Origin of the sequence: uncultured Campylobacter sp. (assembly GCF_938015785.1) — a bacterium.
Classification (GTDB): domain Bacteria; phylum Campylobacterota; class Campylobacteria; order Campylobacterales; family Campylobacteraceae; genus Campylobacter_B.
In genome coordinates this window covers 1-11,835 of the sequence record NZ_CALLWC010000057.1, presented here as the reverse complement: position 1 = coordinate 11,835, position 11,835 = coordinate 1, and the positions used below count along the sequence as shown (strand labels likewise).

The following is an 11,835-nucleotide window of genomic DNA, read 5'->3' as shown; positions in this document are numbered from 1 at the left end:
AAATTTTGCACTACAATGCGCGGAATTTTTTGCAAAGGAAAAAAATGAAAAAAGCTATTTTAACTTCAGTTGCGCTCGCAGCGAGCCTAAACGCGGCTTTAAGCGACAGCGAAATTCTATCCATCTACGGCGGCACGCCTCAAGGCATCGAAATAAAGGTCGCCGAGCGCATCCCACTTAGCGAGCCAAAAGGCGTCGAGGCGGTCGTTTTAAAGATTTCTCAAGGCAATATGTCGCAAGAGGAGATCATCTTCACCCAAGGCGATCTGATCTTTACCGATATCATCGATCCTAAAAAACGCGTAGTCTATAAGGAGCAGATCAAACAAGACCGCATCGCAGGACAGCTAAGTAAGGTCTTCAAAGCAGAGAGTAAAGACAATATCATCAAGCTAGGAAACGATCCTAAAAAGCCTACGATTTTGATGCTGACGGACGCTTTGTGCCCATTCTGCCGCAAAGAGATGGCAAGGATTGAAGATACGCTAAAAAATAATAATGTAGATATCGTCATGACCTCCGTTCACGGCGATGACGGCCACGCAAAATCCGCGCTCATCTACAAAGAGATCAAAAATGCTAAAACCGACGAGCAAAAGATAGCGATTTTTAAAAAATATTACGCTGAAGATAACAAAGCAGGCACCAAAGACGTAAGCGCCGCCGAACTAAACGCTGCAAAAGCCCTAGCTGCCAAATACTTCGGTGCGGGGGTAAACTCGGTGCCTTACATCATCGAACTAGACAAGCTAAAATAATCTCTTTTAAATTTTGCGGAGCGATCCGCAAAATTCTACCCCATCGTCTTAGGCTTAGCGATTTTAATTAATCCGGATTTTATAAAATTTTACGAGTAATTGCTTTAGAATTTTTATAATCCCGCCGCCTAGCAAAATCCCTTTATCGAACCAGATTTAAAATTTTAAAATTTCTTTGCATATGGAATTTTAAAATTTAATAATCACGGAATTTAAAGCAGCACTATTTTAAAATTTCATACCGTTAAAAGACACGTGCAAAATTATACAGCAAAATTCGGCATTATTCTTTATATTGAAAGTAACATAAAAGCGATAGTATATGAAATTTAAAAGCAAGAAAATATGCAAGCAAAATCCACGGTCAAAATTTTAAAATTTCGCGGCAAAGTCCGGGTAAAATTTAGCTGCAAATTTCATAAAATTTTTGTTTCGCGGCAAAGGGGAATTTGCAATCGTGCTTCAAGCTGCCTATCTTGGGCTACGTCCGATTAAAATCAAAACTCCACGTCAAAAGCAGCTCTAGCGAGGCTATTTTTGCTCTCGCTTAGCTCGTACGATGCGCTGAGTCCGACGCTTTGAAGGATCTTATATTTCAGCCCGATTGCGCCGTTAAATACGCCGCTAGAATAATCAAGCCCCTCGACGTCGTATCTATCCGAATACTTTCTGCTTGCATGATACGAATCGCCGCTAAACCGATGCTCGTACTCAGCATTTGCAAATATCTGCAGATCACCGAAAGCTTTGATCGCGTAAATTCCCGCGGTGCCGTTTGGCGCGGTTTTTGAAGCGGAGCTAAATTTAAGCCTAGAGATCGCATCTTCGTTCACCCTAATCGCTCCAAGCCCCAAATACGGTTTAATATAGCCGTTTTCAAATAAGAATTTATATCCTGCTCTCGTGCTAAGATCCCAAATTTGCGACTTGTATTTCGCGCCGTGGATAGCGCCGAATCCGTTGTTGGTTTCAAATTTATGATCGTTTGTCGAATATGTTAAATTGACCGCCAGATCCACGTTCTCGCTAAAATCGTATCTGCCCGCCAAACCAAACTCGTAGGATTTGATGTTTTCTTTGACGCCGTCGAATTTACCCTCATACCAAGCGTCCGATTTTTGATACCCAAAGATCGCGCCCAGCGTAAAATCGTCCATCATCTTAGAAATCCCGAGCAGAATTCCGTCGCTCTTGTAATCGTATTTGACGCCGCCCGAGCGGTCGCTGTAATCTCTGCCGTAGTTTCCGATCGCGCTTACGTTTACGTTAAACTCCTGCCCGTCGGTGTCGGTTAAATTTTTATAAGCGGAATTCCTTGCTAGCTTGGTAAGATCCAGATCGACTTTCGAGCGCGGCATCTCGATGCCTACCCGGTTGCCGCCTCTTGCGACCTGCGAAAACAGGCTGCCGTTTTTAGGCGTGAAGTTATTGATCGCCAGCATCAGCGCTTCAAAATAGGTAGGCAGATCGTCGTATCCGCTAGGATAGGCATTCGTATCGGAGGTTATAAATAGATTTGCTGCGTTGCGCTCGCGAGATAATCTTATGATCTCGTCGTACTGATCGGGTCTTGCGTTGTATATCACGTGCAAAATTTTAGAAGAGTTTGCGGGATCTTTTTCAAATTCCGAGGTTCTAGGGCGGTAGTGGTTTATATACTCATCCGCGCTCACCTCTTGCAGCATCCAAACGTCCGCATAGGGAGCTATGGCGTCGCGCACGCCCCAGCCGTTATTTGCCAAAACGAGCATTCCCGGGTATTTAGTCTTGATGTAATTGTAGATATTCGCCATATAGGCGATAGTTGCGGGATTGTTTTCGGTATTAACTTCGTCGATAAAGTATCCTGCGATATTTTCTCTGCCGTAGAAATTTACGAAATTATCGATATCGGCATAGACTAAATTTAGATTTCTAGTAGAATTTTTGGTATAGGTATAGCCTAAATTTGATATGCCCGCCGCGATATTTCGCTTCATCTGAACTGCGTCTTCTTCTCTTCTGACCAGATATTGTGTAGTTTGATCGCCCGGTATCGCCGCCTCGTAAGAGCCGAAAGCTACATAAGGAACCAGCGCGCCACTTATATTGGTAATGCCGTTCCAAAACTCGGCATTTACGCCGCTATTGCCCGTCCAGCGAAATGCAGGCATCATAACGCGCTGATTATTAAGCCTGCCCGAATATGAGCCCTTTTTGGCAAAGCCCCTTGCATACTCGAGCTTGATACGAAATGAGTTTTCATACTCGTCGCTCGTGGAGCTATCGCTAGCTGCGTCGCGCCTGCTTAATTTCGCGCCCAAGCTATCCGCAGCGCTCATTACATCGGAACGGGAAGTGTTGTTGGAAGGTGATTTTTGCGCGTTTGCATAGCTCCAGGAATTCTGCTCGCTCGCATAGCCGAACCCTGCTGCACCGACAAGCGCAAGAGATACGATTTTTTTCAAAGACTTTAGCATTCTGCACCGCCTCAAATAAAATTACCCAAATTCTTAAATTTCGACAAATTTGCGGACGCGCTTTTAAAATTAAAAGCTTTGTCGAAATTTAAGAATTTGACCGCCTTAAGACGGCCAAATTTTAAAGCTTATTTTAATGCCGCTTTTGCCTTCTTTGCGACGGTTGCGAAAGCTTCGGGGTCGTTCATAGCCATATTTGCTAAAATTTTTCTATCAAGCTCGATGCCCGCTTTTCTAAGTCCGTTTATAAATTTAGAATAGCTGATGTCGTTTAGCCTGCAAGCTGCATTGATGCGCACTATCCAAAGTCTGCGGAAATCGCGTTTTTTCGCGCGTCTGTCACGGAAGGCGTAAACGAGGCTTCTCTCTAGCTGCTCTTTGGCCTTTCTGAAATGTTTGCGTCTTGCGCTATAAAATCCGCGCGCAAGCTTTAGCACTTTGTTGTGACGGCGGCGTCTAACGATGCCCGTTTTTACTCTTGCCATATTAATCCTTTCTTAATCGGCGTCCCTTGGGGATCTTGCCCTAAAATCCATAAATTTAGGGGAGTTTGAATGACTTTCGTCAAAAACTAACTTTGCACTATTTGCAAAGCATTTTTTTAACCGCAGATACGTTCGTAGAATCGACGTATTGGGCCTCGCGCAAATTCCTCTTGCGTTTTTGAGACATCTTCGTCAAAATGTGGCTGCGAAACGCCGAGCCTCTTTTGATCTTGTTTTTGCCCGCTTTAAAACGCTTGACGGCACCGCGCACGCTTTTCATCTTTGGCATGGTCGTCCTTTTTTTAAAGTGAATGGGAAGTATATAATAAAGTTTCTTTGAAAAATTTGAATTTAAGGAATTTTATAGCTTAAATGAACGCAAGATAAATTTAAAGTTAAATTTTACCGCTCGATTAAGACTCGATTTTGCTTAATTTGAAAAATTTTATACAAATTTAAAGGGTTAAATTTAGAGATAAACCTAGCCCGCATTAAATTTTAAAATTTCGCTATTTAGTTTAAATTTACACGCTGTACCGCGAAGAAACAGCGCGTAAATTTTAAAATTTTGCCGCACTCGGCGCAAAATACCGCTAAATTTACGCTACGCCTTTTTCGGCGTGATCAGCATATTTACGTAGCGTCCTTCTAGCGCTGGCGCCTTATCGCGATCGGCAACTTCTGCGAAAAATTCGTCCCAAATTTTATTGAGCAAATTTACGCCGATTTCCGGGCTTGACATCTCGCGCCCTTTTAAAAATACGCGAAGCTTGACGTGCTTGCCGCTACTAAGGAATTCTTTCGCGTGTTTTACTTTGTAATTAATGTCGTTTTGAGCGATTTTGGCGGACAGCTTGATCTCTTTGACCTCGATGATTTTTTGCTTTTTTTTCGCCTCTTTGAGCTTTTTTTCCTGCTGATAGCGAAATTTGCTGTAGTTCATGACCTTGCAAACGGGCGGCTTTGCATCGGGCGCTATCAAAACCAGATCCACGCCCTCCCGCTCGGCGATTTGCAGCGCCTGCGCCTTTGAAATTATGCCGTAAACCTCGCCGTTGTCGCCTATGCACCTGACTTCGCTAGCCGGAATGTCCTCGTTTAGAAAAACCTCTTTCTCTCTGCTCAAAAATTCACCTCGTTTAATTTAGCTTTTACGAAATTTAAAAACTCATCCAGCCTTAAATTTCGCTGTTCACGCGCCCTGCGATCGCGCAAGGCTACACTGCGAGCCGAAACTTCATTATCGCCTAGGACGATGATGAGCGGCACCTTCTGCTTCTCAGCCGTTCTGATTCGTTTATTTAGCGTTTCGTTTTTATCTAAAATTTCGCCGTCAATGCCTGCTTCGCGCAGCAAATTTAAAATTTCTTTCGCATAGCTTACGTGCGCCTCGCCGATCGGCACGATCGATACCTGCGTAGGACAGATCCAAAACGGAAGTTCGCCCGCGGTGTGCTCGAGCAAAATCCCCACAAACCTCTCGAAGCTTCCCAAAATCGCGCGATGCAGCATCACGGGCTGCTTTTTTTCATTATTTTCGTCGATATAGCCAAGCTCAAAGCGTTCAGGCAGGTTAAAGTCGACCTGCACCGTGCCGCACTGCCATTTTCGACCGAGCGCGTCGGTGATTTTGATGTCGATCTTAGGTCCGTAAAAAGCGCCGCCGCCCTCGTCTAGGCCGTACTTTAAGCCCTTTTCATCAAGCGCGTCTTTTAAGGCCTTCGTCGCGATATCCCAAACCTCGTCGTCGCCGACCGCCTTTTGCGGTTTGGTCGAAATTTCAAGCTCGTATTCAAAACCGAAAGCCTTCATCAGAAGCTCAACGAAATCTAAAATTTCATAGACGTTTTCTTTGATCTGACTCGGCATCACAAACAGATGCGCGTCGTCCTGCGTAAACTCGCGCACGCGGAAAAGTCCGTGCAATACGCCGCTTTTTTCATGGCGGTGCACGACGCCGTACTCGCAAAATTTAAGCGGCAGATCGCGATATGAGCGGATCTCGCTTTGATAAACCTTGATGTGACCGACGCAATTCATCGGCTTGATGCCGTATTCTTGCTCCTCGATCGTCGTAAAATACATATTTTCTTTGTAGTTGCTGTAGTGCCCGCTGATCTTCCAGGCGTCGGATTTTAAAATTTCAGGGCCGCGCACCGGCTCGTAGCCGCGCTTGCGAAGCTGCCTATAAAGGCGCTCCTCGAGCTTTATACGCATCCTCGTGCCGGCAGGAAGCCAGATCGGAAGTCCTGCGCCGATCTGCTCGTCAAAGGTAAAAAATTTCATCTCGGCTCCGAGCTTTCGGTGATCGCGCTTCTTAGCTTCTTCAAGCATCGTAAGATGTTTTTTAAGGCTATCTTTATCGGCAAATACGACGCCGTAGATGCGAGTTAGCATCTCGCGCTTCTCGTCGCCGCCGAGATACGCTCCCGCGATGCGCGTAAGAGCAAAATTTTTCAAAAATTTCGTATTTTGCACATGCGGACCGCGGCAGATATCCTCAAACTCGCCCTGCGCGTATAAGCTAACCGGGCCTTCGGGGATACGCTTTAAAACCTCCTGCTTAAGATCGTCGTTTGCATATTTTTTCGCGACCGCCTCTTTTGTGGAGACTATCTTTTTAATCTCTGAATTTGCCTCGGCAAGCGCGCGCATCTTTTTTTCGATCGTCTTTAAGTCCTCTTCGCCGAGCTTCTCGCCGTTATCTTTGCTGACGCGGATGTCGTAGTAAAACCCATCCTCGATCGCGGGTCCCACGAAAAATTTTGCACCTGGGTAGAGCTCGCGCACCGCCTGCGCCAAAAGGTGCGCACAGGAGTGGCGGATCACCTTTAGCGCGTCCTCGGAGTTATCAAAATATATCGGCTGCGCCTCGCTTGCGTGCTCGCCGATACTTTGAGTATCGTAAATTTCACCGTTAAGTTTATATGCGATAATATCGCTCATTGGCTTGTTTCCTTTTTTACCGAATTGTCTTTCTTACACCGAAAGAACGAGAGTTAATTTTAGCTAATCAATCCTTAACGATAAATTTAAAAAATATTAAAATTAAAATTTTTGATTCTTTTCTCGCAATAAAAAATACACGGCGTTCGCACAAAGAGCACAAATCGCCATCACACTTGCGAGCAAAAACGGCTTATTCGCTCCCACTGCACCCACGACAAACGAAATAGCCCCGGCAATAGCAAACTGCGCAGTCCCCAGTACCGCCGAAGCTGCGCCAGAGTTGCCGTCCTTATACAGCGCCATCGCAAGCGTTGTGGCGTTAGGCGCAACAAAGCCAAGAGATGAGAGCAATACAAAAAGCGAAGCCTCAAAGCAGATGAAAGGAAGGTCAAGCATAGAGCATGCAAGCAAAATCAAGCTTGTCACAAGCATCGCTATTAGGCCGAAATTTAATAAAGCTGTGGGTTCGCGATTTTGCACGAGTTTGGCATTTAGTGCCGAAACAAGGGTCATTCCAAGAGCGTTGATGCCAAATATTACGCCAAAGGCATGCTCACCCAGCCCATAATAGCCCAAAAATATAAAGCTAGAGCCCGTGATATAAGCAAAAAGCGCGCTCATCGCAACCGCAAATCCTAGCGTATAGCGCATAAATTCTTTATTTTGCAAGATTATGCCGTATTCGCCAAGCACGCCTTTTACGCTAAGAATAGCAGTCCCATCTATCTGCGCGCTCTCGTCAAGTCCGAAAAATATAAATGCAAAAAGCAAAATTCCAAGCGCGAACAAAATCGCAAAAATCGCTTGCCACGAGAAAAAATCTAGAACAAATCCGCCTAGAGTTGGTGCTAGCATCGGCGCTAGCGAGCCTACGACCATCATCAGCGCAAACATCGCCGCAGCCTCGTGCAGTTCGAATTTATCATTAATTACGGCTCGCGCAAGTACCACTCCCGCGCACCCGCCTAAAGCTTGCAAAAATCTAAAAAATATAAACGCGTAAACGCTATCAAAGCTCACGCAAGCAAGCGACGCAAATATAAAAAGCAAAATGCCCGCGTATAACGGCTTTTTACGACCAAATTTATCGCTTAGCGGCCCATAAACGAGCTGTCCTAGTGCAAAAGCGATGAAAAAACTCGCAACCGATAGCTGAGTGTAAAACTCGCTCGTGGCGAAGTTTTGCTTGACTCTTTTTAGTGCGGGCAGATACATATCGGTAGACAAGGGCGCCAGAGCCGACATATAGGCGAGTATAATCACCAGCTTAAATTTAGCAAATTTACTTTGTTTGATCATCGTTTTCCTCAATTATTTTTAGGCAGAGCTCAAACGTGCGCACGAGCGCGTTTAGATCCTTAAATTTTTGCGGCAAAAGCCTAGCGATAAAATATATCGGACGCAACGTACGCACCATAGCCCACGCACTTTGCACTACATCCTGCCCGCCGCTTGAGGCGTAGGCGTGGATGCTTGCGCGCACTAAGCCTTCGCTCAGACCTTCGCGACAAAGATCATAGACAAACAGCAAAAAATCTCGCATTTTGGCTTTTTGCAGATCACCGCGCTCGCCACGATTTTCAAAATCTATAAATTTCATCTCGCCGTTTTTTACTAAAACGTCGCGCAGTGCGGGTCTGCCGTGTATGAAGCCGCGCGAATGTAGCTGTGCTAACGCCGCAGCGTAGCCCTCAATAAGCGCCACGCAAGCCGCCTCATCCGAGCTTTTTAGCACCTCGTCCACCGGCGTGCCGCCGTCTTTGAGTACGAAAAAGCTCTCGTCTCGCAGCACCAGCTGCGGCACAGGCGCGCCGGCTGCGTACAGGCTCTCGCATTTTAGCGCTTCGTAATCGAAAGCGACTTTCGGATTTGCTTTGAATATTTTCGTAAGCAATCCGCCGCGGATGCGCAGCTCCGGCTGCTTGAGCCAGTATTTCTCGCCCTCGAAACTAAAGCTCGTGACGCGCTCGCCAGGATGATTTTTTAGAATTTCATTTACATATTCTTTAAAATTTTGCATTCAATAAATTTAGCGAATTTTTTTTAGAAAGAGCTAAATTCGCGAGTTTTATTTTATTAAGTTTCATATGTCCGCATAAAATTTATTACGTAAATTCGGCAGGGCTAAATTTTAAAACTATCAGGTAGAATTTATTGCAGTCTTGGAATTTTGTAGCGCAGGAAGCAACAAAAGCGCATAATTTTAGAATTTAGTAGTTAGATAAAATTTCAAAATTTTACAAAAACTAAGATTTGCGTCAAAAAATTTTAAAACTAGAAGTGGCGACCCCTACGAGATTCGAACTCGTTTTACCGCCGTGAAAGGGCGATGTCCTAACCGTTAGACGAAGGGGCCACTTAATCTGGTATTAAGATTAAAGGCGGTATTCTACTCAAGACGCACTTAAACCCAACTTAAATTAAGGATTATTTATGAAATGCTCTTTTCTGGCGCCGCTTGCACTTTCGCTTCTGCTCGCAGGTTGCGCTACCACTGCGCTCAAGCCCGCTTCTACGCAAGCTGTAAATTTTACCGTCATTTCGCCGCTTACCCGCACCAGCGACGCGGGCTTTATGCGCAAATTTAAAAACCAAACCGAGGTTCAAATTTACGCAAGCGGTATCAGCGTGCTAAGCCTGGTATTAAAAGGCGATAAAATTTGCATGAACGGCGCGTGCGACGACGAGCTCGTTTTCAATAAAAAATTCTTCGGCACCGAGCACTACCGCGGACTTCTGGGCGAAATCCTAGACGGCAAGCCGATCTTCGGCGGCAGCGACGCGGGCGAGCGCCGTTGCCTAGCGCAAAGCCTGCAAGATGGCTCTATCGATTATAAGGTTTGCCGCGACAAGGACGGCAGCGGAAGATCCATAAGCTTCGCTGACGCAAAACGCGGCGTAAAGATCAAAATCCGCGAGCTGCAGTAAAATTTCGCGCGACGAGTATTCGTAGCACGTGAAATACTACTCCGCAGGGCGGCGCGAGCAAATCGCGAACGAGTAAAATTTCGCGCAGCGGGCGTTTGTAAGTGCGCGGAAATAATGTGCCCAGTAGCCGCCTCAAAACACAGCGCGAGCGGTCAAAATTCCATTACTCGGCGGGTAGCCGCCTAAGCTGCGCAAACGACGCGGTTTTATTGACGCTCTGCGCCTACTCTTTGCGATGAAATTTAACCAAGCAGCGCGTATGTGCGAAAGAAAAGCGCGCATTTAAATTTAAAAATCCGCGCGCGGCTCGGGTTTATGAAATTTGCCGCACGCGGTACAAAATAAAAATTTAGGAGGCAGAATGAAGCGAATCGGAGCGCACGTGAGTGCTAGCGGTGGGGTTTTTAACGCGCCGTTAAACGCCGCAAGGATCGGGGCGGACGCGTTTGCGATGTTTGTCAAAAATCAGCGCAGATGGGACGCGCCGCCGCTTAGCGCGGAGGAGATCATCGCGTTTAAGGACGCGCTGAAGCAAAGCGGCATCCGCGCGGAGCATGTCTTGGTGCACGACAGCTACCTCATAAACTTGGGCCATCCGCGCGAGGCGGAGCGCGAGAAGTCCCTAAACGCCTTCGTGGACGAGATCCGCCGCTGCGAGGCGCTCGGACTTAGGCTTTTGAACTTTCATCCGGGCTCGCATCTAAATGAAATTTCAGTTCAGCAGTGCCTGGATAATATCGCAGAGTCGCTAAATTTCGCCATCGCAAACACCAGTGGCGTCAAGCTCGTGCTCGAAAACACCGCCGGCCAGGGTTCCAATCTCGGCTATGATTTCGCTCAGCTTGCTTACGTGATCGATAAAATTTCAAACAAAGATCGCATCGGCGTCTGCATCGATACCTGTCACGCGTTCGCCGCAGGATACGATCTGCGCAGCCCGCAGGCCTATGAGCGCACGATGAGCGAGTTTGACCGCGCGATCGGCTATAAATTTTTAAGCGGCATGCACCTAAACGACACGAAAAACGAGCTTGGCGTGCGTAAGGATCGGCACGAGAGCCTCGGACGCGGATTTTTGGGGCTCGCAGCGTTTGAAAACATCATGAACGACCCGAACATCGACGAGATCCCGCTGATTTTAGAAACGATCGACGATAGCCTCTGGGTGGAGGAGATCGCACTTTTGCGCAGTATGCAAGGACGCCCCAAGGCCTAATCGGACGCCTTTTGCGCTACGTAGAATTTTATCTCATTTCGCTTCAAAGTGGCGCCTAGAGATAAGAGCCTTTATGCCCTGCGTTTACATCGTGGGATTTATCACTTAAATTTTAACAAGCAAAATAATGAGGATCGCGCATTAAGAATGCCGCGTCAAAAAAGGCACGAAATTTTACGACGAAAAATACATCGTCATAGCAAAAAAGCAAAATTTTTATAGAAAAACGCAGCGTCGCGGCAGAAATGAAAAATTTTACGCTGCGTAATTAAAATTTTCAAGCAAAATTTTTAAAGCGATGCGGCGGTAAATTTTAAAATTCTATCGCTACGATATTTCAAGGCTCGGCGCCAAATTCGAAGCTCTAGGAATTTTAAAATTTTAAATTCCACATCAAAAAATTCGCGCGAAGCTTTATACGTGCGACTGCGTAAATTCCGATCTTGCAATTCTACTTTCGTCCGATCCGTGCAGAGGCGAAGCGCATAAGATTTCATAAATTCTAACTTAAAATTTTGCTGCGTGCCAATCTATGCTTTTAGCACGCATTTGCTTATGACAAATCCGCCTCTTTATTTTAGCGCTTTGCTTGCGTCAAAATCTATGCAGGATCCGTGTAAATTTACGTTAAATTCTGCCGCATATCGCCCGATCAATTTAAAATTTTATCGTTGAGCTTAGTAGCCTACCGCTGCGATTTAAATTTAAACGCCGCGGGATTTTAAGCCGCAGCCGACGCGCATTGTATCGGCCGCAGCTCGGCGAGCTATTTTAGTAGCTCATACATATCGCAGGATTTTTGCCAAATATCGGTAATTTCGGCAATCGGATCATCTTTGCCCATATCGCAAGCTTTTTTGTAGTATTGCACCGCTTTTTTTGTATTGTTCATAATGTGTTGGTTATAAATGGCAAATTTATAGCAAGAGTCAAAGCTACCCAAGGCATTTCCTAAATCGCAACCCTTTCTGTAATAAATCGCCGCTTTTTAGTGGACAAATTTCTAATTTGTAAATCCCAAGACGGCTTATCCTTTAGAA

The 11,835-nt window shown here is 45.9% G+C and carries 11 protein-coding genes and 1 tRNA gene; 3 read left to right on the top strand and 9 right to left on the bottom strand.

What is annotated here, in order from left to right:
• Positions 1-44 precede the first annotated feature (44 nt).
• A complete protein-coding gene (locus Q0393_RS08480; protein ID WP_298979456.1) occupies positions 45-758 on the top strand; it encodes a histidine kinase in 714 nt (237 codons plus the stop codon).
• Between the two features lie 497 nt (positions 759-1,255).
• On the opposite strand, the gene Q0393_RS08475 is transcribed toward Q0393_RS08480, so the two are convergent.
• The 8 genes from Q0393_RS08475 to Q0393_RS08440 all read right to left on the bottom strand — a co-directional run bounded on the left by Q0393_RS08475 (position 1,256) and on the right by Q0393_RS08440 (position 9,007).
• The gene (locus Q0393_RS08475) at positions 1,256-3,217 is read right to left on the bottom strand and encodes a spherulation-specific family 4 protein (RefSeq protein ID WP_298979454.1); all 1,962 of its coding nucleotides are present in this window, start codon (positions 3,215-3,217) and stop codon (positions 1,256-1,258) included.
• A gap of 128 nt (positions 3,218-3,345) precedes the next feature.
• Complete coding sequence (rplT, locus tag Q0393_RS08470) at positions 3,346-3,702, bottom strand: 50S ribosomal protein L20 (protein ID WP_295153159.1); 357 nt, start codon at positions 3,700-3,702, stop codon at positions 3,346-3,348.
• Between the two features lie 97 nt (positions 3,703-3,799).
• The gene (gene rpmI, locus Q0393_RS08465) at positions 3,800-3,991 is read right to left on the bottom strand and encodes a 50S ribosomal protein L35 (RefSeq protein ID WP_005871089.1); all 192 of its coding nucleotides are present in this window, start codon (positions 3,989-3,991) and stop codon (positions 3,800-3,802) included.
• 315 nt (positions 3,992-4,306) lie between these two features.
• Complete coding sequence (infC, locus tag Q0393_RS08460) at positions 4,307-4,828, bottom strand: translation initiation factor IF-3 (protein WP_005871062.1); 522 nt, start codon at positions 4,826-4,828, stop codon at positions 4,307-4,309.
• The gene (gene thrS, locus Q0393_RS08455) at positions 4,825-6,648 is read right to left on the bottom strand and encodes a threonine--tRNA ligase (RefSeq protein ID WP_298979452.1); all 1,824 of its coding nucleotides are present in this window, start codon (positions 6,646-6,648) and stop codon (positions 4,825-4,827) included. The genes infC and thrS overlap by 4 nt, the downstream gene beginning before the upstream one ends.
• A 102-nt stretch (positions 6,649-6,750) precedes the next feature.
• Complete coding sequence (locus tag Q0393_RS08450; protein WP_298979450.1) at positions 6,751-7,950, bottom strand: multidrug effflux MFS transporter; 1,200 nt, start codon at positions 7,948-7,950, stop codon at positions 6,751-6,753.
• The gene (locus Q0393_RS08445; protein ID WP_298979449.1) at positions 7,934-8,671 is read right to left on the bottom strand and encodes a spore coat protein; all 738 of its coding nucleotides are present in this window, start codon (positions 8,669-8,671) and stop codon (positions 7,934-7,936) included. Before Q0393_RS08445 ends, Q0393_RS08450 begins: the two co-directional genes overlap by 17 nt.
• Before the next feature lie 261 nt (positions 8,672-8,932).
• Positions 8,933-9,007 (bottom strand) — tRNA-Glu (locus Q0393_RS08440).
• A 77-nt stretch (positions 9,008-9,084) separates the two neighbouring features.
• On the opposite strand from Q0393_RS08440, the gene Q0393_RS08435 reads away from it, so the two are divergent.
• Together Q0393_RS08435 and nfo are read left to right on the top strand one after the other, a co-directional pair.
• Positions 9,085-9,579, top strand: coding sequence for a hypothetical protein (locus tag Q0393_RS08435; protein WP_298979448.1), 495 nt, complete (start codon positions 9,085-9,087; stop codon positions 9,577-9,579).
• Between the two features lie 361 nt (positions 9,580-9,940).
• Positions 9,941-10,795 carry a deoxyribonuclease IV gene (gene nfo, locus Q0393_RS08430; RefSeq protein ID WP_298979445.1) on the top strand — a complete coding sequence of 285 codons (855 nt, stop codon included), beginning with the start codon at positions 9,941-9,943 and terminating at the stop codon, positions 10,793-10,795.
• Between the two features lie 766 nt (positions 10,796-11,561).
• Here nfo and Q0393_RS08425 read toward each other — a convergent pair.
• Positions 11,562-11,738, bottom strand: coding sequence for a hypothetical protein (locus Q0393_RS08425; RefSeq protein WP_298979442.1), 177 nt, complete (start codon positions 11,736-11,738; stop codon positions 11,562-11,564).
• Positions 11,739-11,835 lie beyond the last annotated feature (97 nt).

Coding starts and splice junctions, on each gene's coding strand:
- Q0393_RS08480 (WP_298979456.1), top strand. CDS start 45: ATGAAAAAAGCTATTTTAACTTCAGTTGCGCTCGCAGCGAGCCTAAAC.
- Q0393_RS08475 (WP_298979454.1), bottom strand. CDS start 3,217: ATGCTAAAGTCTTTGAAAAAAATCGTATCTCTTGCGCTTGTCGGTGCA.
- rplT (WP_295153159.1), bottom strand. CDS start 3,702: ATGGCAAGAGTAAAAACGGGCATCGTTAGACGCCGCCGTCACAACAAA.
- rpmI (WP_005871089.1), bottom strand. CDS start 3,991: ATGCCAAAGATGAAAAGCGTGCGCGGTGCCGTCAAGCGTTTTAAAGCG.
- thrS (WP_298979452.1), bottom strand. CDS start 6,648: ATGAGCGATATTATCGCATATAAACTTAACGGTGAAATTTACGATACT.
- Q0393_RS08450 (WP_298979450.1), bottom strand. CDS start 7,950: ATGATCAAACAAAGTAAATTTGCTAAATTTAAGCTGGTGATTATACTC.
- Q0393_RS08445 (WP_298979449.1), bottom strand. CDS start 8,671: ATGCAAAATTTTAAAGAATATGTAAATGAAATTCTAAAAAATCATCCT.
- Q0393_RS08435 (WP_298979448.1), top strand. CDS start 9,085: ATGAAATGCTCTTTTCTGGCGCCGCTTGCACTTTCGCTTCTGCTCGCA.
- nfo (WP_298979445.1), top strand. CDS start 9,941: ATGAAGCGAATCGGAGCGCACGTGAGTGCTAGCGGTGGGGTTTTTAAC.